We start from the raw sequence: 24,417 nt of genomic DNA on the forward strand, positions 1-24,417 counted from the left end.
GTCTTTATTTTAATTAATAACTAATTTCAACCTTAAAACGATCAGGTTCTGAACTGAATATATTAGATGTCTTAGATTTATAGACTTAAATACCAAATTATAAAATGAAATACATTGCCTTTTTTTCCGTCTTTTTAACAACAATGCTTTCAGCCCAGCTGAGTAAATTTTCCGACCGCGATTTATACGAAATGGGAAAGGTTTGGGGATTAATAAAATATTATCATCCCGCAGTTTCCCAGGGTAAAATAGACTGGGATGCCGTTTTGCTGCAGTCTTTGAAAGATGGGCCAAAGTCCGGTGCCGGCGAAATGATGGTTCAGTGGCTGGCCACAGCAGATCAGGGCAAATTTGAGGGTCTGGCTAAAAATGATAATGGTTGTGACAGCATTACCCTTCGCAATTTTGATATTTCCTGGATTGGAAAATTAAAAAAAGTTGCTCCGGAAAGTAAGAAACGTTTGTTAAATATCGTCACTGAGCCGAAAAACGTAGGCTCATTTTATTCCAACCCAATAGAAAACAGCATCCGTTTCAGCAGCAGCAATGAAAAAGTATACGATAAATTTTCAGCGGAAATTAAAATGCTGGAGCTTTTCAGGATCTGGAATGCGATTGAATATTTTTACCCGTATAAATATCTTTTGGACCATGGATGGGATGATGTGCTGAAAAAATATATTCCGGTATTCAGAAGCATCAGAAATGAACAGGATTACCGGTCTGCGGTAATGCGGCTTGCTGCTGAACTGCAGGATACCCATGTCGGGATAGAAAACACGTTTCAGTATGATGTTGTCGGAAAACTGTCGTCACCCTTTATTTTCCAGATCGTTGACGGAAAAGTGTTGGTCACCGGGATTAAAGACGAAGCTAAAATGAAGAAAGCCAATCTTGAAGTCGGAGATCTTATTACGAAAATTAACGGCAGGAGCATTCTCAAGAGTATGGATGACAAATCCGGGTATTTTGCTTATTCCAATGACGCGGTTAAACTGCGGGAGGCGTACAGCTATCTTTTCAGCAGTGAGGAACCGGCCATGGTATTGGAAGGCATAAAATAAAACGGAAAAGCCTTTAAAACGACTGTGGAAAGGAAAGAGCGCATCTTTAACCGTGAGTGGGACAAAAACGGGATTCCCAGTTACCATCTGGTTTACCATGGGAAAACCTATACTTATTTAACGTATAATGAAAAGGAAAGCCGTCTCAATCCGAGTTTCCAGGTCGATGATAAAGTGTATTTTGAATTTTCTTCATTAAAGGCATCAGAGGTTCCTGCACTGATGGAAACCTATAAAAATGCAAAAGGAATGGTATTCGATCTTCGCGGCTATAACGATGACGGTTCATTGCTGACGGTTTTTGATTACCTGTTGGGTAAACCGGAGCATTTCGGGATTAAGACGCAGGCAGATTTCAGCCAGCCGGGTAAGTTCTGCTTTGTAGACAATATTATTGATAAATCGTATAAATCTGCCGGTAAAAATAACCCCGATTCTTATCAAGGTCAGGTGGTTGTTCTGATTAATGAATATACGCAGAGCTCAGAAGAATTGTGGGCAATGATTTTTAAGAAAGTCCCGGGTGCTGTCTTTGTGGGAAGTCAGACCGCAGGGGCCGACGGGAATAAAACGGCTATCAAACTGACTGACGGGAACAAACTTATTTTTTCAGGATTGGGAATTTATTATCCGGACGGCGGAGAAACCCAGCGAATAGGAATCAAACCTGATGTTATCGTACGTCCGACTGTTGAAAGCATCAGAAATAAAGAAGATCTCCTGTTACTGAAGGCTTTTGAGCTGATTGACCAGAAAAAGTAAATCTCAGGAATACAGTAATTCCTATTGATAAAAGGGATTCCGGAATTTGTGTTTTGCAATACAAATTCCGGAATCCCTTATTATTTATTTGAAATGGTAAAGACAGTTCCTTAAGTTAACATTGGTTTCACTTAAGCTCCACCTTCACCATGAACAGCAGACAATTCATCACCATTATAATACTATCTTTCGACAAGCTCTTTTACAGATTCGCCGTAGAAATCAATTTCAGATGTATTGATTTTCAGAAGCTGGTACCATTTTCTGAAAGCACCGATAAAAACAATCAGCATCAAAGCCATTGCCACAACAGCCAGTGTAGCCAGCAGGTACTGCCCTTTAGGGATATAAATGGATGTTACCTGGATATAGCCTGCCCAAAATGTAATGATGGCCATGAAAACTCCCGGGATGGCTGAGCACAGTGCATATTTCCCGCGGTTTAAACGGATGAGCATCGTTGTGCAGACAATCAGTCCGCAGGCTGCCAGAAGCTGGTTGCTGATACCGAACAAAGGCCAGATGCTGCTCACATTTCCTGTGAAAACCAGGTATCCCCAGGCAAAAGTGAAAAGAAGGCTGCTGATTATAATTCCGGGCATCCAGTTTTTATCATTGAATTTCGGGATGACAGAACCGAGCATTTCCTGTAAAAAAAACCGCCCGACTCTTGTTCCTGCATCAATTGCAGTAAGGATAAACACAGCTTCAAACATGATGGCAAAATTATACCAGTAGGCCATCAGCTGGTCCATATAAGGGATTTTATTGAAAATATGGGCCATCCCTACAGCAAGGGAAACGGCACCTCCGGTCCTTCCGTGAAGGTCAATCCCGATTTTCTGTGAAAAATAGTCAATATCAACACCGTGTAAAGACGGGTGTGCTGCCAGAAAAGCATCATAAGATTCTTTAGGTGTATTAATCGCGAAATAATCTCCGGGCATCAGCGTACACGCTGCAATTAATGCCATTAAAGCGACAAAGCCTTCCACAAGCATCGCTCCGTAGCCTACGAAAAGAATTTCTCTTTCCCTGTTCAGCATTTTCGGGGTGGTACCGGTGGCAATTACCGCATGGAACCCTGAAATAGCACCGCACGCAATCACAATAAATATGAATGGAAGCACGGGCCCGCCGATAACAGGCCCGCCGCCGTTGACAAACTCGGTAAGCGCAGGCATCTGTACTGTAGGGTGGATTACAATGACACCGATGGCCAGCATAATGATGGTCCCGATTTTAAGGTAGGTTGAAAGATAATCCCTGGGAACCAGAAGCAGCCATACCGGCAATACAGAAGCCAGAAATCCGTACAGAGGAATAGCAATGGAAATCGTGGTAATATCCCATGAAAAAAGATCATTCATGGTTTCGTTCTGCATCAGGTTATGTCCGCCGATGATTCCTGCGATCAAAAGAATTCCTCCCAGGATACTCGCAAAAGTCACCGAATTTTTACGGTAACGCATGATCAATCCCATGATAATGGCGATCGGCATGGTAATCAGAACCGTAAATAGAGACCATGAAGCTTCATGCATCGCATTGATACATGCCAGCGATAATCCTGCCAGTGTAAGAATCAGGATAAATAATATGGCAAATCCCGCTACCGTTCCCGTTGTTTTCCCAATTTCCTTGGAAGCTATCGTTGCCAGGCTTTGCCCTTTATGCCGCACGGAGGCAAATAAAACCACCATATCATGAACGCCGCCTCCCAAAACACAGCCTATTAAGATCCACAGAGCACCGGGAAGATACCCAAACTGGGCTGCCAGAACCGGCCCTACCAATGGACCTGCTGCTGCAATGGCTGCAAAATGGTGCCCGAAGAGTACATTTTTATTGGTAGCCACGTAATCTTTGCCGTCGGCAAATTCCAGGGCCGGTGTGGTATTGTTATCATTAAGTTTCAGTACTTTATTGGCCATGAAAATTCCGTAAAAACGGTAGGCAATGGCAAAAATAAGCACAGAAACGAAAACAAGCGTTAATGCATTGATGTTATTTAGGAAATCCATATCATTGAGGTTTTTTATAAGAAAAATATATAATTTTTTGGTTGATTTAATTTATTATGATTAAATAATGGCCAAGATAAATAATTTTAGTATAAAAATACAGATATGTATATCAATCTAGCAAATTTTGCAGCTTACTTGTATTTAATGGACTGAATTTTAATGATTAAACTGATTTTTAATGTTAAATAGCTATATAGATTAATTTCAAAGTTTTACTGATTTTTATAAAGGTATAAACAGTCATCCTGACTTATTTTTTATGCAGAATAATAAAACTGACCATTTCATCCGTAAGCTGATCCAGATAAGTTTTATCAGTGGTGCCAAATCCATGGATGCCGTCTTTTACAATAACCAGTGTCGTTTCGATATTTGCTTTTTTAAGTTTGCGGTTCAGTCTTTTGGAATGGCTTAAAGGTGCAACCTTATCTTTGTTTCCATGGAGGATTAAAGTAGGAACGCCATTCTCTGCATAATTGATAGGGGAAACGGTTTTTAAATAGTCGACAGCTTTTCTTTTGTCCTTATTGATATCATATCCTGAAATTCCGAAGACGAGTTTTTCACGGATCTCGACAACAGGTTCAAAAAACAGCCCGACAATAGCTACCGGAACCTTACCTAATCTTGTATGCAGAAGCCTGTTTAAGTCGGTCGGTCCGAAATTGTTCACCACATAATTTACTTTCCCGGAATATGGTGAAAGTTCAGGACTCCCGATATATTCATTATCCTTGGAATAGGCTGCAAGCAATGACAGGTGTGCTCCTGATGAAACCCCGAAATAGCCAATATTATTAATGTCAAAATTATATTTTTCAGCATTTTTCCGTACCCACCTTACCACATCCTTGGTATCTTCAACAGGCGTCGGGAAATGTACTGTTTCACTGACCAGTGTGTGATCAATACTGATCACAGCATAGTTTTTTCCGGTGAGCTTTAAAATGGTGCTTTCTATATAGGTATCGGCTCTGACGGTTTTGTCACCCTTTGCCCAGGCTCCGCCGTGAACATAAATGACCACCGGAAGTTTTTCTGATGCTGAATTTTTCGGACGGTAAAGGTCTAAAAGCACAGGATTTCCATTTTTATTGTCTTTATAGGAAATATTTTCGGTAAATGATGTTTTTGAGGGAAGAGCAGTGCTTGGCGGAATTTTATTTTCATTAACGGGGAACTGGCAGTACCCTAAGCTGAACAGGTTTAAGCACAAAAGAAAAAACAGGTTTACGGAAAACCTGTATACTGTATTGTGTCCGGATAATTTCATAGAATGTGTATTGAGGAATTATTATTTCACTAACTCCTCAAAAAGTTTACCAAAAGTCTTTTCCAGGTCTTTTGATTTTCCCGGATGGGGCCTTGATGTCTGTACAACCGAACTGCGCACCGCTGTAAGCCAGCGGAAACGGTCAGGGATTTCCATCAGGGCAATCGGGCCTCCTTCTCTGCTTCCCTCTGCTATTTTCTTAAAGCTTTCCAGGTTTTTGACGATATCCTCATAATCCAGTCTGCTGTGCATCAGCCGGAATTTGTCAGGGCAAAGATAAAATGCGGTCTTTATGAATTTCATTTTTTTTGAAAACATGACCAGGCCTATATTGAAAAACTCTTCTCTCTCTACCTTCGGAACCAGGCGGATCACGGCGTATTCGTAAATGTTATCCTCTTGCATTCCAGGCTTCGTTTAAAAAGATTTGAGAATTTTCCAGCCTTGTCTTCAGGAAATTGAAATAGACTTCCCTTATTTCATCCGGGCTTTCTTCTGCATCGTTCCAGTGCAGCCAGTCCTGAGGAATCAAATTCACGATTTCCCTGAAAATAGTGTCGTTCAGCACTTCATGGGCAAAGCGGTCAGCTTCATCAAGCAGGGTAGCCTGCGGAAGGAGAACATGGTCTTTTACATATTTAAACGGGGTCTTTGCCGCCGTATCGAAATGCTGCCACGAATGGTGGAAATAAAAAGAGGCACCGTTATCAATAATCCATAGCTCTTTGTGCCACATCAGGAGATTGGTGTTCTTGAAAGTACGGTCGATATTCGTAATAAAAGCATCCAGCCAGACGATTTTGGAAGCCAGAAGCGGGTCTACCTGCACGCTTGAATCAAACGCGATTGCTTCAGAAAGATAATGCAGGCCTAAGTTCAGGCCTTCGGAAAATTTCAGGAGGTCCTGGATTTCTTCATCTGCCTCGGTTCTTCCGAAATCCACATCAAGGTTTGCGAAAACCAGTTCGGGAATCGGCAAACCCAACGCTTCGGTAATTTTACCGCCTAAGAGTTCGGAAATTAGCATTTTAACACCATGGCCTGCACCACGGAATTTTAAAACATACTTAAAATCATCATCAGCTTCTGCCAGCGCAGGAAGCGAACCACCTTCCCGAAGCGGCAGGATGTAACGCACGACCGTTACGGTTCTTGGATCCAACATACCGCAAAAATAAGGTTTTCCTTTGTGTTTAGGTCCATTTTTAATATTTTTAGGAAGCAGAAATTTTATCCGTTATAAAATTGACTTTATTTACAGGTGTTAATAATCCTTTGCATTAGAATCTGGGTTAAAATAAATCCTTATATTAAATAAAATAATCTGATCATCACTAAAAAGCAAAATATGGGAGTTACAAAAAAGCAGAATATCATCATTTCCAATCCTCAAACCAGGGATTTCCTTGCCGATGCCTATTACCCTGAAACAGAAGACCGGTTAACGTTACCACTGGTTATTTTTGTTCACGGTTACAAAGGCTATAAAGACTGGGGCGCATGGAACCTGATGGCAGAAAAATTTGCGGAAGCCGGTTTTTTCTTTGTTAAATTCAATTTTTCACACAACGGGACAACAGTGGAAGACCCGCATAATTTTGCTGACCTTGAAGCCTTCGGGAATAACAATTATTCCAAAGAGCTTTCTGATTTAGGCGCTGTCATCGATTATTTTGTCCAGGATGAAAGAGTAGATGTCCATAAAATAGTCCTGATAGGCCACAGCAGGGGAGGAGGGATTTCAATCGTCAAAACGTATGAAGATGAAAGGATCCATGGACTGATTACCCTGGCCAGCGTTGATACCCTGGACCGGTTTCCGAAAAATGAAGCATTTGAAAACTGGAAGACCGCAGGTGTGTATTATGTAACCAACGGAAGGACGAAGCAGGAAATGCCCCATTATTATCAGTTCTACGAAGATTATGAGCAGCAGGAGCACCGTTTTGATGTGGAAAGGGCTACTGAAATGGCAAAAGCCCATGTCCTGATTATCCACGGGACGCATGATGAAAGTGTTAGTGTAAAGAATGCGGAACATCTCCATATTCTACACCCCAATTCGGAGTTGTTTTTAATTGAAAATGCGGACCATACCTTCGGTGCAAAGGAACCTTGGGAAAACAGTGAATTACCCACAGATCTTAATACGGCAACTGAGAAATGTATTGAATTTATCAGGGAAAATTTTATTTTTCAAAATGAATAGGAATATTTTATAGATACAGTATATCATTAATTAAAAATTCATATATTAGTGAAAAATACAATACCTTAAAATACAGATCACTATGAGAAAATCAAATCTAAAAGATGCTCAGAAATTAAGCAGAAATGCGCAGAAATCCATTATGGGACAGGCGCTTCCTTCATGCCCTCCGACCGGATGTTATGTCTACTCCGTAAAGGATGGTAATGACCGGTGTTTTGTTCTTCCGTGCCATACGGTATACGGTACCGTACGGCTGGTAGAAGGCAAGTACCAGTGCTGCTTTTAAACACAAAAAAGGAGTGAATATGTTCACTCCTTTATATTATGCTTATTAATTGATATAATGTTTTGCGAAACTTATTCAAAGTAACACATGTTTAAATTATTTAATTAAAACGTTCCACGCTTCTTCAATTTTACTTTCCAATAATAACTGTTGTGCATTCTGGTGGACGGTTTCATCCGAATGATATGCTCCTGCAGGCAAAGTTTCTACATTCGCTAGCATTCCCAGATCGTTTCCGGTAAATATGCGGCTGAATTTTATTTCTTCGGGCAGTAGGTCAAAACCGATTCCTTTAGTAACCAAAGGCTTAGGAACTTCAAAAAGATGGCGTTCATTGTTCCTGGAATACCAGTTACCGCCAAGACGGGCAACCATATCCAGTTTTGCCTGGTCCAGATTGCCTTCTCCATTCAGGTATTCTTCGCGGATGTGGATTTTGATGACTTCACAGATGACCAGATTGCCTGCGCCTCCCTGATCGCCCAGGGATTTTATTTCAAGGACTTTACATTCAAAGTTGACAGGGCATTGTTCAATCAGCTTAGGCTTAACCAGGTCAGCATCTTTCATGGTAAGGCCTGATTTGATAAACTCATTAATGCCGTCTCCATATTCTGTGGAAGCCAGCGAAATCTGCTGTACAATCGGAAAATTGACCGTTCCGATGACTACTTCAGGGACTTCCAGTACATTTTCCAGGGTATGCTTCGTCGTATTGTCACGCACCCTTCTCGAAGGTGAAAAAATCAGGACCGGCGGAACCGTGCTGAACATATTGAAAAAACTGAAAGGCGACAGATTACTGTTGCCGTCTTTATCCACTGTTGATGCCAGAGCAATCGGACGTGGTGAAACGGCCGTCTGCATAATAGTTTGTAATTGTACTGCGGATATATCAGATGGGGTTACTGTTTTCATATTTTTACTTAACACTTAAGATTTTTAAGTATTTAAAATAAAAATACTTCGACTTAGCCCAGCAGTGAATCAATGATGCCATGCTGAACGTAGCCGAAGCATTTATAAATTGATATTTTAAAAGCGGTTACATTTATTTTGCAGGGATAATTTTACCCGAAACTTCACCGAAGCCTACTCTAATTCCTTCTTTTTCAGCCCAGGCTTTCATGGTTACCGTATCATTGTCGTTAATGAACTTCCTTTCCTCGCCGTTGCTTAAGCTGATCGGGTTCTGGCCTCTCCACGTCAGTTCAAGCATGGAACCGAAAGACTTCGGGTCGCTTCCTGAAATGGTTCCGCTGGCATACATGTCGCCAACTTCCACATTACATCCGTTTACCGTATGATGGGCCAGCTGCTGGGCCATATTCCAGTACATATGCTTGTAGTTGCTTTCGGAGATCAGGGTGTGCTCGCCGTCTTCAGGCTGCAGGTATACTTCAAGATTGATATCGTAATTTTTATCGCCTTCAAATTTCAGGTAGTCTAAAACTTCAGGATCCTGTGTAGGCGAGGCGGCCCTGAACGGTTCCAAAGCTTCCAGCGTAACCACCCACGGAGAAACGGAAGAACCGAAATTTTTCGCCAGAAATGGTCCCAGCGGAACATATTCCCAGGACTGGATGTCTCTTGCCGACCAGTCATTAAAGACCACCATTCCGAAAATTGCATTTTCAGCATCCTGTGTTGAAATACTTTCTCCCATTTCTGTATTCTGGTTGATGATAAAAGCCATTTCCAGTTCGAAATCAAGCTGGTTACAAGGTCCGAAAACCGGCTGATCTGCATCGGCAGGTTTCATCTGGCCTTTAGGACGGTTGATTTCCGTACCTGAAACCACAATTGAGGAGGCTCTTCCATGGTATCCTACCGGCAGGTGTTTCCAGTTCGGAAGCAAAGCATTAGCCGGGTCCCTGAACATTTTTCCTACGTTGGTGGCATGTTCGATGCTGCTGTAGAAATCCGTATAGTTCGGAATGTGAACCGGCATCATCATCTTTACCTGGTCCGGCTCATAAAAAGCGGCTTCAATCGTTTTCTGATCTTTTGATAAGATAGAACCTTCCAGCAGCAATTCCTGGATTTTCAGACGGGCAGCATTGGTGATGGGTTTTCCGAGTTCAATAAACTCGTTCAGGGTATAGGCTTCAAAAACATTGTCTTCAAGGCCTTTGATCTCGTCAAAATAACTCAGGTCATGCAGGGTGGCAAGATCAACGATCTGATCGCCTATTCTGGTACAGCATGCAATATATTCTTTATTAAAAACCGCTACTCCGAACGGGATATTGTGGATAGAAAAATCTGAATCTGAGGTATACTCTACAAATGATTTCATATTTTATAATTTAGGTTGGATTTATGTATCCGTTATACTTTGCCTGTATTATTCTTAAGTATTTGTACTGTGACAATGCCTTTTGCTGATGCTTCAGCAGAGACCCGGAGGTAATATGCAGATGATCGTAACCTCCGATAACGGTCAACTGTTTATTTTTTAAATTTCGTTTTAGAGAAAGATGATTCATCAATCCACCGGTCTTTTGTATTGATGTCAATAAGGTAAAGGATGTTGTCCTGGCTGGTTAACAGCAGTGTCTTGGTTACGGGAATCGGGACTTTTTTATTCTCCAGCATATCCGCTCTCAGGGAGATGATATTTTTTCTGTTGCGTACGATGTCGCCTGAAAAAACATTGGAACTGCTTTCCCCAGTGGCTTTATCATCGAAGACTTCTACATAAGTGGCTTTATTTTCTTTGATAACGATGAAGTCTCTTTCCGTATGATCTGCTTCATCTTTGATAAAAACAAATTTTTTATTATCAATATTTACAGATTCCAGGTGCTGATTGACTCCTTTTCTCTCTTCAAGCCTGGTAAGGATGTCATTTAGTGAACCGTATTGTGCCTTTACACCGGATATTGTTCCGACGAATAAAATTCCGATGAATAATTTTCTCATATAAATGTGCTTATAAAAAAGTTTTGTCAAGACTTTTCATCCTGACAAAACCTGATATGTTGTTAAATTAAAGATTTCCTCTTTTTTCCTGCTCCCTTTCCAGTGCTTCAAACAATGCTTTGAAGTTACCCGCACCGAAACTCTGCGCTCCGTGTCTTTCAATAATCTCAAAAAACAGGGTAGGGCGGTCTTCTACAGGCTTGGTAAAGATCTGTAAAAGATATCCTTCTTCATCATGGTCAATTAGGATGCCAAGATCCTGCAGCCTTTTAAGATCTTCGTCAATGTGGCCCACGCGTTCAGGAACCATGTCATAATATGCTTCAGGCGGAGCAGAAAGAAATTCCACACCTCTTTTTTTAAGTTCCGTTACCGTGTGGATAATGTCTTTTGTTGCTACGGCAATATGTTGTACACCTTCCCCTTCATAAAAATCAAGATATTCTTCTACCTGGGATTTTTTTTTGCCTTCTGCAGGCTCATTGATCGGGAATTTTGCAAATCCGTTTCCGTTGGACATTACTTTAGACATCAAAGCAGAATATTCCGTATTGATCTGTTTGTCATCAAAAGAAAGGATATTTACAAATCCCATTACTTTTTCATACCATTCTACGGTAGGCACCATTCTGTCCCAGTCTACATTTCCCACACAGTGGTCAACATACAGCAAGCCTGCTTCTTCAGGCTTGTACGCGCTTTCCCACTTTTCATATCCTGGCATAAACGGTCCGCTGTAATTTTTTCTTTCCACAAACATATGTATGGTTTCCCCGTAGGTATAAATTCCGGACATTCTCACTTCCCCGTTTTCGTCAGTCAGCGTTATTGGTTCCATGTACGGTTTCCCGCCTCTCTTTGTCGTTTCTTCAAAAGCTTTATAAGCGTCATCTACCCACAATGCCAAAACTTTCACTCCGTCACCGTGTTTTTTTACATGCTCGTTGATCGGAGAATCAGACTTTAACCCTGTTGTAAGGACCAATCTGATTTTCCCCTGCTGGAGCACATAGGAAGCACGGTCTCTGACACCGGTTTCAGGCCCTGCATAGGCAACCGACTGAAATCCGAAAGCCGTTTTGTAATAATGAGCTGCCTGCTTGGCATTCCCTACATAAAACTCAATATAATCGGTACCGTTAATCGGCAAGAAATTTTCTGCCTGGGCAATTTTTTCGGCAAATGTAAGTGTTGACATATTTCTATTTTTACTTTTATATTATTAGGTATGCAAATTACGAATTTCTTACTAATACGAAAAATATTAACGAACAATCGTCAGGTAAGTTTAATGATGGGCTTATAAAATTTCAGATTTAAGAATTTTATTCCACAGGAGCAGCCCGGACTGCCGGTTTTTAATTAACCCAGCCATATCTGCATCCTGAAAAACAGATTAATGGCTGAATCGCTCATACGCTGCTTTTTCCAGCATTTCCCTGTCATCAGGATGGGCAATGCTGATGAGCTCCTGCGCCCTCTGCTTAAGGTTTTTCCCGTACAGGTAAGCCGTTCCGTATTCGGTAACCACCCAGTGGATATGGCCGCGTGTGGTTACTACGCCTGCTCCCGGTTTCAGATAAGGGACAATGCGGGAAACCCCTCTTTTTGTCCTTGATGTGATGGCGATGATCGGTTTTCCGTCTTCACTCAATGCGGCGCCCCTCATAAAATCCATCTGTCCGCCGATCCCGCTGTACTGCATAGTCCCGATAGAATCTGCGCATACCTGCCCCGTGAGGTCAATTTCAATGGCAGAATTAATGGCCACCATTTTTTTGTTTCTCATGATGTTGATCGGGAAATTCACATTGCTCACATCATTAAAGGAGAATACCGTATTGTCATCTACATAGTCATATAACCTTCTGGTCCCGAAGCAGAAGCTGGTAATGGTTTTATTGTCATTATAGCCTTTGTATTTATTGTTGATCACATCATTCTGGATCAGGTCGATTACTCCGTCACTCAGCATTTCGGTGTGAATGCCGAGATCTTTGTGGTTGCCCAGGCATTTTAAAACCGCATCGGGGATGGTGCCGATCCCCATCTGAAGCGTAGAACGGTCTTCAATCAGTTCCGCAACATTTTTCCCGACTTCCATTTCTTCAGGCCCCACTTTCGATCCGTAATCTACGGTAGGGAGCTCTTCTTCGTGCCATACCAGTTTGGTGATCTTGCTGATATGGATCATTCCGTCCCCATGCGTCCTGGGCATCAGCGGATTAACGATGGCAACAATGATTTTTGCACTGTCCACGGCGGCTCTTGCCACATCTACCGAAGTTCCCAAGGTACAGAATCCATGTTTATCCGGCGGTGAAACGGTAACCAGGGCTACATCAAGAGGCAGGATGTTTTTCCTGAACAGAATAGGGATTTCACTTAAAAACACCGGAACGAAATCGCCTCTGTCCGAATTTACGGCATCCCGCACCGGAGCGGAAACAAACAGTGAATTCACGAAAAATTTATCCTTATATTCCGGCTTGGCAATTTCTACATTTCCCTGCTGGGTAATAGAAACCATTTCCACGTTATCCAGCCGGTGCGCCTGCCTTGCCATTTCGTCAATCAGGTAGTTCGGGGTACAGGCACTTCCGTGAAAAAATACGCGGTTCCCGCTTTTGATGGTATAAATGGCTTCTTCTGCGCTGATATATTGATCCATAATGAAATTTTAGTACTTATTATTTACGATTTTCTTTACTTAAAGATAGTCCATATTGCGTTGATGCATCTAATGTTTCTAAAGAACATTTGTCATGTTTTTAATGATTTTAAAAAATAAAAAGGACCAGATATCTCTATCCGGTCCTTTTTATTACAGGTAATTTTCGTTCAGGTGCAACTTATTCCTGCAGCCTGTCTTTCATGCTGTGGTCTTCACTTTCCAGCCATGAAGTCTTATAGGAAGGATCTTCCACTTTCAGGGCTTCTTCCGTGATCTGCAAAGGACGGAACGGATCTACCATGACGGCATATTCCTCCGTGAATTTCTTGCCGATGCTTCTTTCCATGGCTCCGGGATGTGGCCCGTGAACGATGCCTCCCGGGTGAAGGGTGAAATCCATTAAATCGATGTGGTTACGGCTCATAAAGTCACCTTCCGTGTAGAACAAAACCTCATCGGAATCGATATTGGAATGGTTGTAAGGCGCCGGAATGGCCATCGGATGATAGTCATACATTCTTGCACAGAAGGAACACACCACGAAATTATGTGCCTCAAAAGTCTGGTGAACCGGCGGCGGCTGGTGGATCCTGCCGGTGATCGGTTCGAAATTTTTGATATTGAATTTATAAGGATAAAAATACCCGTCCCAGCCTACAACATCAAAAGGATGCGTTGCATAGATAAAATCCGTAATCTGGTTTTCTTTTTTGACTTTGATTAAAAATTCCCCCTTTTCGTCTTTTGGTTCCTTAAATGCAGGAGCAATGATGTCTCTTTCGCAGAACGGGGAATGCTCCAGCAATTGTCCGAATTCGTTCCTGTACCGCTTCGGCGTATAAATCGGGGAATGGCTTTCCACCACAAAGAAAACGGTATCATCAGAATTAAATTCAGCCTGATAAATGGTGCCTCTCGGAATAATAAGATAATCACCCACTGAAAACTCCAGATCACCGACAAAAGTTTTTAAAATTCCGCTTCCGTGGTGAACATAAAGAAGCTCGTCACATTCTGCATTCTTATAGAAATAATCCATCGATTTCCTGGGCTTTGATAATCCCATTTTCAGGTCATTATTGACCATCAGGAACTTCCGGCTGTCCATAAAATCATCCTCGGGAGTTACATTCATCCCTTTAAACATTCTCGGGGTCACGTTTTTGGCGACTGCGATTTTAGGCGTCACATCCTTTGCCTCACCGATCGATTTGATCTGGGTAGGGCGGTGGGTATGGTACAGCAAAGACGAAATTCCGTGGAACCCTTCCGTCCCGAAAAGCTGCTCGTAATAGAATTTACCTTCCGGCGATTTGAAGACCGTATGCCTTTTCTGTGGGATATTTCCCGACTGATGATATCTCATTTTACTCTTGTATGTCGTTTCTCAAATGTAATAAATTTTAACGAATTGATTTTAATAACGCCGATTTTAAGGTTTTGTTATTCTAAAAATATTTGTTAGTTTTGTCTAACATTTTAAATTTTATGAGGCGAATATTATTTTTTTTATTTCTGTTGTCTTCATTCTGCTATTCCCAGAAAACGGATAGTGTAGGTGCAAATCAGTCGCGAAAGCCTGATTCAATAAGCATTCCGATTAAAAAGGAAATCAAAACAAAAAATATTGACGATGTTGTGATTACGGGAACCTTAAAGCCGATGAGCAAGTCCAAAAGCCCCGTAAATGTAGAGATTTACACGCAGAAATTTTTCCAGAAGAATCCTACACCAAACATTTTTGAAGCCATCGCCATGGTCAACGGTGTCAAGCCTCAGCTGAACTGTTCCGTCTGCAACACCGGGGATATCCACATCAACGGGTTGGAAGGGCCTTATACCATGATCCTGATTGACGGAATGCCTATCGTCAGCTCACTTTCGACCGTTTACGGATTAAGCGGAATCCCAAACAGCCTGATCGACAGGATTGAAGTGGTAAAGGGCCCGGCTTCATCCATTTACGGTTCTGAAGCGATGGGCGGCGTCATTAACATCATCACCAAAAATGCGCTGACCGCACCGAAACTGAGCGTTGATGTAATGACAACAACCTGGAATGAGAATAATGTGGACTTTTCCACCAAATTCAATGTCGGGAAAAATGCAGCTTCATTAGTAAGCCTGAACTATTTCAATTTAAATGAAAAGACAGATCAGAATAAGGACAATTTTACCGATGCAGCCTTGCAGAACAGGATCTCGGTTTTTAATAAATGGAACTTTAAACGAAAAGAAAACCGGCAGGCAAGTTTTGCACTGCGCTATTTATATGAAGACCGCTTTGGCGGGGAAATGCAGTGGAATAGATCTTACCGGGGAGGTTCTGATGTTTACGGGGAAAGCGTTTATACCAACAGGGTAGAAGCTTTCGGGATGTACCAGTGGCCGGTGAAAGAAAATATTATCACCCAGTTTTCATATAATTTCCATGATCAGAATTCTTTTTACGGGACCAATCCTTTTCTGGCAACACAGAAAGTAGGTTTCCTTCAGACTTATTGGGATAAAAAACTGGGAAGTCACGATATTATTTTAGGTGCAACTTTCAAAAAAACATTCTATGACGACAATACACCCGGAACTTTATCATCAGACGGATTAACAAATGATCCGATGAGGTCACCTGTTTTCGGGGTATTTATACAGGATCAGTGGGAGATAAACGAAAAAAACACATTGCTGCTGGGTTACCGGTTTGATTATGATAAAATCCACCACTCAGTATATTCGCCGCGTTTTGCATGGAAGTTTTCACCGAATCCTTATCATACATTGAGATTCAATTTCGGAACGGGTTTCCGGGTCGTGAATTTATTTACGGAAGACCATGCTGCCTTAACGGGTTCGCGAGATGTTGTGATCAGGGCAGATCTAAAACCTGAAAGATCCGTCAACGGAAATCTGAATTACGTCTGGAAGATTCCGGCTGGGGAAAGCATGGTCAATCTGGATGCATCTGCATTCTATACATATTTCAGCAACAAAATTGTCGGGGATTTTGATTCTGACCCTGAGAAAATTATTTATGACAACCTGCAGGGATACGGGATTTCCAGAGGGGCTTCTTTGAATGTAGATTACAGTTTCAGTTTTCCGCTGAGCATCAATCTGGGAGTGACCTATCTGGATGTATACCAGAAATTTGACGGTGAAGAAGGGAAAGTTCAGCAGCTCCATGCCCCGAAATGGAGCGGTACGTACAGCCTGACCTATAAATTCCACAATAACCTGACGGTAGATTTTACCGGACAGTTTTACGGACCGATGCGCCTGCCGGTCTTACCGAATGATTACCGCCCTGAATATTCTCCGTTTTATAACCTCTCCAATATTCAGGTGTCAAAAATCTTCAGGTCCGGGTTTGAAATCTACGGCGGAATTAAAAATATTTTCAATTTCACTCCAAATGATCCGTTGATGCGGCCTTTTGACCCGTTTGATAAACATGTGAATGATCCTGTGACTAATCCTAATCATTATACTTTCGATACCACATACGGCTATGCTCCGATGCAGGGAATAAGAGGGTTTCTTGGGATAAAATATACTTTGAAATGAAAAAAACATCACTTTTGTCAATATTGTTTTTAATGCCTTTTCTTATTTTTTCACAGATAAAGACAGTCGCTTTTCCAGATCTGGACAGTTTACAGAAAGAAAACCCGAAACCGGTCATTATTCATCTGTACACGGATTGGTGTTCAGTGTGTAAGATCGAATCTTTTCAATTAAAAAAAGATAAGGAGCTGGTTAACATGATCAGCGAAAAATTTTACTTTATCAGTTTTGAAGCGGAAAAAACAAAAGAAAAAATCAGTTTTCGGGGAAAAGTGTTTAATTATTTACCCAATGGAACTTCAGGGATCCATGAATTAGCTTTGGCTTTATCAAAAAATAAAGACCAACCTGTTTACCCATTGTGGATTATTCTGGATAAGGATCAGAATTTAATTGAGTATCATGAAGGGCTGTTTAAACCTGAGGAAATGAAGAAGAAATTGATGACAATTGTTAAACTTTAGTTTTTAACAAAAAGCTCAATTCATTTAATAAATCTGCAATGTAAGTAAGATCTTCTTGTTCAAAATCTATTTCATTATCTACTTTTTTTCTTAACTCAGCTACTTCATGTTTAATAAATCCCATTTGAGTTTCTATTGGAATTTTATCCTCTTGTTTTTGAGTTATTCTCCAGTTCTCAATTGGTATTTTATTAAAAGTCCCACGATCAGTAAAAGTTATTTCTGAGTCAGAAAATTGATTTTCAAACTGATAAATAATTTTATTAAAAATGTTTTTAAGATCAGAAACGTTGATTGAATTTCGACTTTGAATTATATATTGTTTTCTTGCGTTAAAAAAATCATTATTTTCAAAATAATAATTAAGCAAAAAAATTACCGCATCATCTTCTGATTCAAAATCTACACAAAAATCTCCGGGACCCGGACCGGGTGTCCAATCCCAACAAATTACAGAAATTTTATTATTACTTTTTTCAAGTCTTATTACTGGGCAATCTGTGAAGATCTCATCATCATTCCAAATTATAGTAATATTGAAGTGATTATTTTCTGGTAAAGAGTTTCCCGGAATACCTTTAGGTTTTATTACAGTCAGTCTGTTTTCATTATTTCCTGATGCTAATAAACCCTTTAATTTTAATAATTCTCGATTTTGAATACTTAACATAATAATTGAAATTATCATTTCAACAAAACTGCAACAATTCCTAAAATAGCAGGTAAAGCCTGCACGAAAAATATTTTTTTCGTTGCGGAAACGGCACCGTAAATTCCGGCGATGGCTACACACGAGAGAAAGAATAGGGCAACATTGTTCTGCCATTTGAGATCTTCAATGAAGAAAGACCAGAGCAGCCCGGCGGCAAGAAACCCGTTATACAATCCCTGATTGGCCGCTAACCCTTTCGTCGGTTTAAACATTTCTGCCGGCAAAGCTGCCTTAAAAACTTCCTTGCCTTTCGTTTCCCACGCAAACATTTCCATCCAGAGAATGTAAAGGTGTTCTACGGCAACTATTGCAATTAAAATTTTTGCTGCGATTTCCATGATTTGCTGTTTTGTCATCGTAAAACTAAAAAAATAAAGTTAAGTTTGGTTGCACAATTCAAAAAATGGAAAGTTTCAAGGCGCATTTAGATAAATTTATTAACATCAGCGATGAAGATTTTGCTTCTGTCTTTTCGTTTTTTAAGGTTTCGGAAGTGAAGAAAAAACATGATCTTGTTTTGAGCGGCGAAATTTGCAGATCCGTATATTTCGTTCAGAAGGGCTGCCTCAGAAAGTTTTTTATCAATGAAAAGGGAGTGGAGCAGACTACCGAATTTGCCATTGAAAACTGGTGGATAACGGATACTTTCGCTTATGAAAGGCAGGCACCGTCCGGTTTTACCATCCAGTCGGTTGAACCGTCTGTCGTTTTAATCCTTGATCTTCAGTCTCAGGAAGCATTGTTAAAAAAACACCCGGTGATGGAGCGGTATTTCAGGATGGTCTATCAGAGGGCGTATGCTGCTGCAGAAAGGAGAATCCGGTATCTGTATGAAATGAGCAGGGAAGAACTGTATATCCATTTCAGTACGCAATATTCCTGGTTTGTTCAGCGGATTCCGCAGTATTTAATTGCCTCTTTTCTGGGTTTTACGCCGGAATATTTAAGCGAGATCCGTGCAAAATTACGTTCTTAAACCAGTTTAAGATTTTTAAAACTCATATATCGGAACTTTGTCATGTGTTAAAAACAACAGGTTAAACCACTAACAAAAACAGTATGAGTACACGGACCAAAATTTCAAATGCCAATTCAGAATCTTACAAAGCCATGATGAACCTGGAAGTGACTTTACAGAACCCTTTATTAAGCAATATCCAGAAAGAGTTGATAAAAATACGCGCTTCACAGATCAACCAATGCGCGTTCTGCCTGGATATGCATACGAAAGACGCCTTGAAGTACGGCGAAACACCACAACGGATTTTTCTCTTAAACGCCTGGAGGGAAACGGACCTGTTTACCGAAGAGGAAAAAGTAATTCTGGCGATGACTGAAGAAATCACTTTGATCAGCCGAAAAGGGCTTACGGACGAAACGTACGAAAAAGCAGCTCAGCTTTTTGATGAAGAGCAGATAAAAAACATCATCATGGCAGCGGTTACGATCAACATGTGGAACAGGATTGCCGTCAGCACGCATTTAGAAGTTCCTAAACATTAGGCTTTTATTCAAAAAAAAATAGCTTTTCGTGATGAAAAGCTATTTTAATCATTGCCGGCAGTTCAGCTGAAGAACATTGGCATTCAAAGGCTGTTCGACCTTTCGCTCTAGTTTCTGATCATTGAGTGTAATATAAATTTCCATGGAACCGGTTCCGACACGGAGCGATAAAATATGACCGCCATACGCATTGAATTTTTCATCCGTTGCCACGCCGTGAATATGGATCGAAGGGCCTTTTCCGTTCCATGCGACAGAACCTGTCAGGCTTCCCATTTCTACCTTATTAAAAGTTTTCGGATTAAATTTTTTGGTATTAAAATCATAGAATCCGAAAGTCACATCGTTTGCAAACCCGATCCCGGTAAAACTTGCAGAAGGGATATTTTCAGTTTTTGCCAGGTTTTCAATATTTGCCAGTACATCATCGCCCTGCCGAAGCACCATCAGATACCCTGTCGGCGTTTTTATGTAACGGCATTTTTCTTTTTCCTGTGCGGGAAAGATGTTTAAAAGAAAAAAGGTGAATAATAAAGCCGAAAGTAATTTCATGAGTTCATCATTTAAAGTAAGGAATGAAAAATCTGCACCAATATATGAAATTAGTTTTTCAGTTTCGCTTATTTTATGATTCGGGGTTTAAATCAGGTTAGCGATGCAGATCTGTGGTTTTTCCTGTAATCTTTCATCATTCAGATTTCTGAAGACAAATACTCCGGTCCTGTGTTCTTCTTTGGTTTTACAATGGCGGTAAGGTAAATTTTCACCAGTTAAATATGATCTTCAATAGAATGGTGTTTTGGTTCCCAGTCCAGTTCCGTTCTGGCTTTATGGGAACTGCACAGGCTGTTGGAGGCAAACCCGAAATATCCTCCGGCAGGCCCGAATGTATTGACGGCCTCCTGGATGGTTACTGACTGTGCAGGCTGCAGCTGATATCGTTCGCTTATCCTTTCCGCCAGATTCTTGATGTTCGAAGAACCGTTTTCCGCATAATACAGCGAGCCTGGTTTTGCTTTTTCCAGGGCAAGGACGTATAAATCGGCAAGATCTTCAATATGAACGTTTGACCAGATATTTTCCCCTTTCCCGAAATAGGTACCAAAGCCTTTTTCTTTAGAGAAAGCGGTTAAAGCGGGAAGCTGGATGCTGTCTTTCTTAATTCCCAATCCTTCTCCGTAGACCATGGCAGGAACAATAACAATGCTTCGTATGTCCTGTGCGGCAGACTGAAGGATGTACTGATTGATCAGTACCCTGGAAGCAATTTCGAGCCTGGGCTGCAGCGCAATATCCTCCGTAAATACAAAATCATTTTTCTCCCCGTTCTCCTTTCCTCCGAAAATCGCCGATCCGGAAGTAAAAATAAGGGTCTTTCCGCTTCCTTTCATTAGACTGACGATACTGTCTGCAGCATACGCATCATCTGCGGAATCTGCATTATGGATAACAGCATCCGCTCCCGAGATTGCTGATTGTAAAACAGCCTCATTATGGATGCTCCCTACGATAGTTTCAATACCGTCCGCTTCAAGTTCTTTTGCATGCGTTTCATTACGGATCAGCCCGGTTACCGTATAATTTTTATCCCGTAATTTCTTTGCGACGGTTCCACCTATGTATCCGGTGATCCCGGTAATTAATATCTTTTTCATCAGGTTAAATTAAGTAAGTTGCGGTTTTAGTTCTTTTTCGAAGACGGTGGTAAGGTGATTCCTGTAAGCGTTCATATCACGCACTATATCTGCATTTTTCTCCACATCATGGAAATGAAAACTTTCCATTTTTTCTAGAGAAACAAAGGCGTTCATCTTGTGGAACCCAAATAAAGGCCCGTTGTCTACACTGGTTTGATTGAAAAATTCTCCGGGAAGCGTGAAAGCGGTTTCCGGGGCATTCCAGCTTGTGGTGACCATGTATTTTCTTCCGCCCAGCATTCCGCCGGTTCCGTAATTGACTTCCGGATGGTCTAAAGTCCTGCCGTCACTCATATAAATCCCTTTGGCATGGCCCGCTGTGAAAACTTCATCAATATATTTCTTGAAACCGTTCGGCAGTTGGAACCACCAGATCGGGGTGTGGTAAATAATATAGTCTGCCCAGACGAATTTCTTCACTTCTTCATTCTCATCATAACCTTCACTTATATGCGTGATTTCAACTTCTGTATTTGCGAAATCTTTTAATATGTCCAGCGTATTTTCTGCAATGGTCTGATTATATTTTCCTCCGGAATGCCCGAAGTCCTGTCCACCGTTAATGATCAATACTTTTTTCATTACTGTTGATTGTTTAAATTCTACTGTGCAAAGGTATAGGGTATCATGATATAATAAAAATAATATAATTTATATATTTGTATCATAATTATAATACTTAGCTATGGTTAATCTGGAATGGTACCGTACTTTCAAAGCAATTTACAAAACAGGCACTTTAACGGGCGCTGCTGAAACCCTGTTTATTTCGCAGCCCGGCGTAAGCCTTCACCTGGGTTCCCTGGAATCTTACGTGGGGTATAAGCTGTTTGACAGAACGGGGCGGAAAATGATTCCTACCGAGAGGGGAAAGGTCCTGTTCAATGCAGTTTCCGAACCGTTGAGCAGATTGGAGGATGTGGAAAAGAATTTTCAGAAGTCTACTGAAAAACATACCCCTACGATAAGCGTCGGGATGTGTTTTGAAACCTTCCAGACCACCCTGGAGCAATATGTCTCAACACTGCCGTTTAATTTGATCATCAGCTTTGGCGAGTATCCTGAAATGCTCGACCAGCTGGACAAAGGGATCTTAGACCTGATTATTACGCCCAAAAAAGGGACATCGCCTAATATTTTGCACGAAGCCTTTTCTTCTGAACAGATTATCCTGGTGGGCGGAAATGAAATTGACGCGGAGGGTTTCAGGAAAGTAATCAGAACAAAAGGCCCTGAGCATGCTGAAGAATGGCTGAAAAAAGAGAAATGGTACGGAACCACAGGTGACATGGAACATCTTTTCCAGTTCTGGATCCTGAACTTCGGGCACAAGCCGAACTTCCGGCCTAATTACATCGTCCCGAATTTAAATTCCATTGTCCGCTGCCTGAAAGGAGGAACCGGGCTGGCTGTGGTCCCGGATTTTTTATGCAGGAATGAAATCAGAAGCGGAGGAGTAAAACTCATCTGGGAAGGCGGAAAAAAATTAGAGAATACGCTGTATTTCGGATGCAGGAAAAATACGGTATATCAGGATGAAATTGCCCATATCAAAAGCTTGTTCAGAAAAGTAATGGGCTGATCAGCTCATATAAATGACAGACAATGCTTTCCTGAGCCTTCTTTTCGGAGCTTGGTATATTAATTTAAATTTCGTTTTTCAGATTTTCATTCGGCTTAAAACCTGCGGGACCTTAAAAATCAGTAAGAAATTATTTTTAAAATGATGTTAAGCGCCTCTAAGCAATATTGACGACCTGAAATTTCAAAAATTTGTTGTAAATTAGTTAGTATTCATACCAAATAAAAATAAAATACGATGCAGAAAAAAACATATGCAGGTCAGCCTGTCATTACATTAAATAATGGGGTTGATATCCCTGCTTTAGGTTTCGGGGTCTGGCAGATGGAAGATTTACAGGAATGTGAAAATTCTGTAATTAAAGCTATTGAAACAGGGTACAGGATGATTGATACGGCTGCCATCTATCAGAATGAAACGGCTGTGGGCAATGCCATAAAAAACAGCGGGACAGACAGAGAAGACCTGTTTATCACTTCAAAGCTGTGGGTCCAGGACACTTCATATGAAAAGGCGAAAGGTGCTTTTCAGAGAACTTTGGACAGGTTGCAGCTGGAGTATCTCGATATGTATCTTATTCACTGGCCTTATGCTGATTTTAAAGGTGCCTGGAAAGCAATGGGGGAACTTTATCACGAAGGCAAAATAAAGGCAATCGGCGTCTGTAATTTTACCGTTGAGAAACTAGAAGAATTAAAGGCAGACTCAGGCGTACTTCCTGTAATTAACCAGATTGAGCTTCATCCTCTGTTCCAGCAGAAAGAACTCCAGGCATACAACAGGGAAAACAATATTGTTACGCAGCCCTGGAGCCCGCTTGGAAACGGTAATGCGGGACTTTTAGATCATGAAGATTTAAAAAATATCGCAGAAAAACACAGCAAAACAGTTGCTCAGGTGATCTTAAGATGGCATCTGCAGGAAGGGTTCTGTGTGATTCCAAAATCGGTGACGCCGTCAAGGATTCAAGAAAATTTCAATGTTTTTGATTTTGAATTGACGGAAGATGAAATGAATGCCGTCCGTTCTTTAGATACCGGAAAAAGATTATTCTTTGATCCGAAAGATCCGTCGTGGGAACAGAAAATGCTGAATGCGGTGGCGGATATTTAAAATATAGGATAAATGTGGATTCATTCCAGAAAATTTAACGAAGAAAAAAATATAATCACTTCAGACTGTAACTATATTTTTTCTTTTTTAAGATGAGATGGATTTAATGAAAGACTTTTAAATGCTGAACTGCTGATTGATCATAATTTTGATTATACTTTCCAGATGACAGCTTTTCAGCATGAAAAAATCACTAAAAATAAATCTGATTTTTTTATGGAACAAGGAAAACTTACAGGCAAAATTTTTAATTATTTGGAAAGGCTGTTAGATTCTGAATACAAAACTTTGCATCAGGATTACAGTCCTGTACATCTTGCTGTTACTGATTCTGGAAATCAAATGTTTATATTAAATTTTGATAAGGAGTTCTTAAATATAAATATTATGGATGGGTATCCCAGAGCATATTTTGAAACAGACGCAGAATTGCTGTTGTTTGAATTTAATGAATATTTAAAGAATTGGGTAGAGAAGAAGTATCAGGACTGGCTACAAGTCTAGGCATAATAAGAGCTGTACTCTCATCAGGGTACAGCTCTTATTATGCTTTTATATGAAA

The 24,417-nt window shown here is 40.8% G+C and carries 26 protein-coding genes; 11 read left to right on the forward strand and 15 right to left on the reverse strand.

Annotated features, from left to right (window positions below):
• The first annotated feature begins 104 nt into the window (after nucleotides 1-104).
• Complete coding sequence (locus SD427_RS04525; RefSeq protein WP_320560100.1) at nucleotides 105-1,064, forward strand: hypothetical protein; 960 nt, start codon at nucleotides 105-107, stop codon at nucleotides 1,062-1,064.
• 24 nt (nucleotides 1,065-1,088) lie between these two features.
• Nucleotides 1,089-1,826 (forward strand): S41 family peptidase, encoded by a 738-nt coding sequence (locus SD427_RS04530; RefSeq protein ID WP_320560101.1) that lies wholly within the window; start codon nucleotides 1,089-1,091, stop codon nucleotides 1,824-1,826.
• Between the two features lie 182 nt (nucleotides 1,827-2,008).
• On the opposite strand, the gene SD427_RS04535 is transcribed toward SD427_RS04530, so the two are convergent.
• The 4 genes from SD427_RS04535 to SD427_RS04550 form a co-directional block, all read right to left on the reverse strand.
• Entirely contained in the window at nucleotides 2,009-3,850 is a 1,842-nt protein-coding gene (locus SD427_RS04535) for a carbon starvation protein A (RefSeq protein ID WP_320560102.1), read from the reverse strand.
• A gap of 253 nt (nucleotides 3,851-4,103) precedes the next feature.
• Nucleotides 4,104-5,126: an alpha/beta hydrolase gene (locus SD427_RS04540; protein ID WP_320560103.1), complete on the reverse strand. Its 1,023-nt coding sequence runs from the start codon at nucleotides 5,124-5,126 to the stop codon at nucleotides 4,104-4,106.
• Between the two features lie 21 nt (nucleotides 5,127-5,147).
• Nucleotides 5,148-5,531 carry a DUF3037 domain-containing protein gene (locus SD427_RS04545; RefSeq protein WP_320560104.1) on the reverse strand — a complete coding sequence of 128 codons (384 nt, stop codon included), beginning with the start codon at nucleotides 5,529-5,531 and terminating at the stop codon, nucleotides 5,148-5,150.
• Entirely contained in the window at nucleotides 5,518-6,291 is a 774-nt protein-coding gene (locus SD427_RS04550; RefSeq protein WP_320560105.1) for a HipA family kinase, read from the reverse strand. The genes SD427_RS04545 and SD427_RS04550 overlap by 14 nt, the downstream gene beginning before the upstream one ends.
• 183 nt (nucleotides 6,292-6,474) lie before the next feature.
• Between SD427_RS04550 and SD427_RS04555 the strand changes: the two genes are divergently transcribed.
• Entirely contained in the window at nucleotides 6,475-7,335 is an 861-nt protein-coding gene (locus SD427_RS04555) for an alpha/beta hydrolase family protein (RefSeq protein ID WP_320560106.1), read from the forward strand.
• An 82-nt stretch (nucleotides 7,336-7,417) separates the two neighbouring features.
• Nucleotides 7,418-7,624, forward strand: a complete 207-nt coding sequence (locus SD427_RS04560; protein WP_320560107.1) for a hypothetical protein — start codon at nucleotides 7,418-7,420, stop codon at nucleotides 7,622-7,624.
• A gap of 96 nt (nucleotides 7,625-7,720) precedes the next feature.
• Here the strand turns inward: SD427_RS04560 and SD427_RS04565 are convergent, their stop codons facing one another.
• The 6 genes from SD427_RS04565 to SD427_RS04590 form a co-directional block, all read right to left on the reverse strand.
• A complete protein-coding gene (locus SD427_RS04565) occupies nucleotides 7,721-8,542 on the reverse strand; it encodes a flavin reductase family protein (RefSeq protein ID WP_320560108.1) in 822 nt (273 codons plus the stop codon).
• Between the two features lie 133 nt (nucleotides 8,543-8,675).
• Complete coding sequence (gene fahA / locus SD427_RS04570) at nucleotides 8,676-9,923, reverse strand: fumarylacetoacetase (protein ID WP_320560109.1); 1,248 nt, start codon at nucleotides 9,921-9,923, stop codon at nucleotides 8,676-8,678.
• A 152-nt stretch (nucleotides 9,924-10,075) separates the two neighbouring features.
• Entirely contained in the window at nucleotides 10,076-10,549 is a 474-nt protein-coding gene (locus tag SD427_RS04575; protein WP_320560110.1) for a hypothetical protein, read from the reverse strand.
• Between the two features lie 67 nt (nucleotides 10,550-10,616).
• Entirely contained in the window at nucleotides 10,617-11,747 is a 1,131-nt protein-coding gene (gene hppD / locus SD427_RS04580) for a 4-hydroxyphenylpyruvate dioxygenase (protein ID WP_320560111.1), read from the reverse strand.
• Between the two features lie 198 nt (nucleotides 11,748-11,945).
• A complete protein-coding gene (locus SD427_RS04585; protein WP_320560112.1) occupies nucleotides 11,946-13,220 on the reverse strand; it encodes an acetyl-CoA hydrolase/transferase family protein in 1,275 nt (424 codons plus the stop codon).
• Between the two features lie 181 nt (nucleotides 13,221-13,401).
• Complete coding sequence (locus tag SD427_RS04590) at nucleotides 13,402-14,589, reverse strand: homogentisate 1,2-dioxygenase (protein WP_320560113.1); 1,188 nt, start codon at nucleotides 14,587-14,589, stop codon at nucleotides 13,402-13,404.
• A 122-nt stretch (nucleotides 14,590-14,711) separates the two neighbouring features.
• On the opposite strand from SD427_RS04590, the gene SD427_RS04595 reads away from it, so the two are divergent.
• Together SD427_RS04595 and SD427_RS19040 are read left to right on the forward strand one after the other, a co-directional pair.
• Nucleotides 14,712-16,784 carry a TonB-dependent receptor gene (locus SD427_RS04595; RefSeq protein WP_320560114.1) on the forward strand — a complete coding sequence of 691 codons (2,073 nt, stop codon included), beginning with the start codon at nucleotides 14,712-14,714 and terminating at the stop codon, nucleotides 16,782-16,784.
• A 32-nt stretch (nucleotides 16,785-16,816) separates the two neighbouring features.
• Complete coding sequence (locus SD427_RS19040) at nucleotides 16,817-17,248, forward strand: thioredoxin fold domain-containing protein (protein WP_414017715.1); 432 nt, start codon at nucleotides 16,817-16,819, stop codon at nucleotides 17,246-17,248.
• On the opposite strand, the gene SD427_RS04605 is transcribed toward SD427_RS19040, so the two are convergent.
• Together SD427_RS04605 and SD427_RS04610 are read right to left on the reverse strand one after the other, a co-directional pair.
• Entirely contained in the window at nucleotides 17,238-17,918 is a 681-nt protein-coding gene (locus SD427_RS04605; protein WP_320560116.1) for a hypothetical protein, read from the reverse strand. The genes SD427_RS19040 and SD427_RS04605 overlap by 11 nt on opposite strands.
• Nucleotides 17,919-17,932: 14 nt before the next feature.
• A complete protein-coding gene (locus tag SD427_RS04610; protein ID WP_320560117.1) occupies nucleotides 17,933-18,298 on the reverse strand; it encodes a DUF1304 domain-containing protein in 366 nt (121 codons plus the stop codon).
• Nucleotides 18,299-18,363: 65 nt separating this feature from the next.
• Between SD427_RS04610 and SD427_RS04615 the strand changes: the two genes are divergently transcribed.
• Nucleotides 18,364-18,936: a Crp/Fnr family transcriptional regulator gene (locus SD427_RS04615; RefSeq protein ID WP_320560118.1), complete on the forward strand. Its 573-nt coding sequence runs from the start codon at nucleotides 18,364-18,366 to the stop codon at nucleotides 18,934-18,936.
• A gap of 83 nt (nucleotides 18,937-19,019) precedes the next feature.
• Nucleotides 19,020-19,463, forward strand: a complete 444-nt coding sequence (locus SD427_RS04620) for a carboxymuconolactone decarboxylase family protein (protein ID WP_320560119.1) — start codon at nucleotides 19,020-19,022, stop codon at nucleotides 19,461-19,463.
• Nucleotides 19,464-19,511: 48 nt separating this feature from the next.
• On the opposite strand, the gene SD427_RS04625 is transcribed toward SD427_RS04620, so the two are convergent.
• The 3 genes from SD427_RS04625 to SD427_RS04635 all read right to left on the reverse strand — a co-directional run bounded on the left by SD427_RS04625 (nucleotide 19,512) and on the right by SD427_RS04635 (nucleotide 21,742).
• Nucleotides 19,512-20,015, reverse strand: a complete 504-nt coding sequence (locus SD427_RS04625) for a PPC domain-containing DNA-binding protein (protein WP_320560120.1) — start codon at nucleotides 20,013-20,015, stop codon at nucleotides 19,512-19,514.
• A gap of 218 nt (nucleotides 20,016-20,233) precedes the next feature.
• Nucleotides 20,234-21,118: an NAD-dependent epimerase/dehydratase family protein gene (locus SD427_RS04630; protein ID WP_320560121.1), complete on the reverse strand. Its 885-nt coding sequence runs from the start codon at nucleotides 21,116-21,118 to the stop codon at nucleotides 20,234-20,236.
• Nucleotides 21,119-21,127: 9 nt separating this feature from the next.
• Nucleotides 21,128-21,742 carry an NAD(P)H-dependent oxidoreductase gene (locus SD427_RS04635; protein ID WP_320560122.1) on the reverse strand — a complete coding sequence of 205 codons (615 nt, stop codon included), beginning with the start codon at nucleotides 21,740-21,742 and terminating at the stop codon, nucleotides 21,128-21,130.
• 103 nt (nucleotides 21,743-21,845) lie between these two features.
• Here SD427_RS04635 and SD427_RS04640 point away from each other — a divergent pair, with 103 nt between their 5' ends.
• The 3 genes from SD427_RS04640 to SD427_RS04650 all read left to right on the forward strand — a co-directional run bounded on the left by SD427_RS04640 (nucleotide 21,846) and on the right by SD427_RS04650 (nucleotide 24,359).
• A complete protein-coding gene (locus SD427_RS04640) occupies nucleotides 21,846-22,742 on the forward strand; it encodes a LysR family transcriptional regulator (protein ID WP_320560123.1) in 897 nt (298 codons plus the stop codon).
• 237 nt (nucleotides 22,743-22,979) lie between these two features.
• Nucleotides 22,980-23,855, forward strand: a complete 876-nt coding sequence (locus SD427_RS04645; RefSeq protein WP_320560124.1) for an aldo/keto reductase — start codon at nucleotides 22,980-22,982, stop codon at nucleotides 23,853-23,855.
• 165 nt (nucleotides 23,856-24,020) lie between these two features.
• Nucleotides 24,021-24,359: a hypothetical protein gene (locus SD427_RS04650; RefSeq protein WP_320560125.1), complete on the forward strand. Its 339-nt coding sequence runs from the start codon at nucleotides 24,021-24,023 to the stop codon at nucleotides 24,357-24,359.
• Nucleotides 24,360-24,417 lie beyond the last annotated feature (58 nt).

It is taken from the genome of Chryseobacterium sp. JJR-5R (assembly GCF_034047335.1).
Classification (GTDB): Bacteria; Bacteroidota; Bacteroidia; order Flavobacteriales; family Weeksellaceae; genus Chryseobacterium.

Coding starts and splice junctions, on each gene's coding strand:
- SD427_RS04635 (WP_320560122.1), bottom strand. CDS start 21,742: ATGAAAAAAGTATTGATCATTAACGGTGGACAGGACTTCGGGCATTCC.
- SD427_RS04590 (WP_320560113.1), bottom strand. CDS start 14,589: ATGAGATATCATCAGTCGGGAAATATCCCACAGAAAAGGCATACGGTC.
- SD427_RS04595 (WP_320560114.1), top strand. CDS start 14,712: ATGAGGCGAATATTATTTTTTTTATTTCTGTTGTCTTCATTCTGCTAT.
- SD427_RS04585 (WP_320560112.1), bottom strand. CDS start 13,220: ATGGATCAATATATCAGCGCAGAAGAAGCCATTTATACCATCAAAAGC.
- SD427_RS04630 (WP_320560121.1), bottom strand. CDS start 21,118: ATGAAAAAGATATTAATTACCGGGATCACCGGATACATAGGTGGAACC.
- SD427_RS04555 (WP_320560106.1), top strand. CDS start 6,475: ATGGGAGTTACAAAAAAGCAGAATATCATCATTTCCAATCCTCAAACC.
- SD427_RS04640 (WP_320560123.1), top strand. CDS start 21,846: ATGGTTAATCTGGAATGGTACCGTACTTTCAAAGCAATTTACAAAACA.
- SD427_RS04535 (WP_320560102.1), bottom strand. CDS start 3,850: ATGGATTTCCTAAATAACATCAATGCATTAACGCTTGTTTTCGTTTCT.
- SD427_RS04575 (WP_320560110.1), bottom strand. CDS start 10,549: ATGAGAAAATTATTCATCGGAATTTTATTCGTCGGAACAATATCCGGT.
- SD427_RS04525 (WP_320560100.1), top strand. CDS start 105: ATGAAATACATTGCCTTTTTTTCCGTCTTTTTAACAACAATGCTTTCA.
- SD427_RS04550 (WP_320560105.1), bottom strand. CDS start 6,291: ATGTTGGATCCAAGAACCGTAACGGTCGTGCGTTACATCCTGCCGCTT.
- SD427_RS04620 (WP_320560119.1), top strand. CDS start 19,020: ATGAGTACACGGACCAAAATTTCAAATGCCAATTCAGAATCTTACAAA.
- SD427_RS04645 (WP_320560124.1), top strand. CDS start 22,980: ATGCAGAAAAAAACATATGCAGGTCAGCCTGTCATTACATTAAATAAT.
- SD427_RS04540 (WP_320560103.1), bottom strand. CDS start 5,126: ATGAAATTATCCGGACACAATACAGTATACAGGTTTTCCGTAAACCTG.
- SD427_RS19040 (WP_414017715.1), top strand. CDS start 16,817: ATGCCTTTTCTTATTTTTTCACAGATAAAGACAGTCGCTTTTCCAGAT.
- fahA (WP_320560109.1), bottom strand. CDS start 9,923: ATGAAATCATTTGTAGAGTATACCTCAGATTCAGATTTTTCTATCCAC.
- SD427_RS04615 (WP_320560118.1), top strand. CDS start 18,364: ATGGAAAGTTTCAAGGCGCATTTAGATAAATTTATTAACATCAGCGAT.
- SD427_RS04625 (WP_320560120.1), bottom strand. CDS start 20,015: ATGAAATTACTTTCGGCTTTATTATTCACCTTTTTTCTTTTAAACATC.
- SD427_RS04610 (WP_320560117.1), bottom strand. CDS start 18,298: ATGGAAATCGCAGCAAAAATTTTAATTGCAATAGTTGCCGTAGAACAC.
- SD427_RS04605 (WP_320560116.1), bottom strand. CDS start 17,918: ATGTTAAGTATTCAAAATCGAGAATTATTAAAATTAAAGGGTTTATTA.
- SD427_RS04560 (WP_320560107.1), top strand. CDS start 7,418: ATGAGAAAATCAAATCTAAAAGATGCTCAGAAATTAAGCAGAAATGCG.
- SD427_RS04545 (WP_320560104.1), bottom strand. CDS start 5,531: ATGCAAGAGGATAACATTTACGAATACGCCGTGATCCGCCTGGTTCCG.
- hppD (WP_320560111.1), bottom strand. CDS start 11,747: ATGTCAACACTTACATTTGCCGAAAAAATTGCCCAGGCAGAAAATTTC.
- SD427_RS04650 (WP_320560125.1), top strand. CDS start 24,021: ATGACAGCTTTTCAGCATGAAAAAATCACTAAAAATAAATCTGATTTT.
- SD427_RS04565 (WP_320560108.1), bottom strand. CDS start 8,542: ATGAAAACAGTAACCCCATCTGATATATCCGCAGTACAATTACAAACT.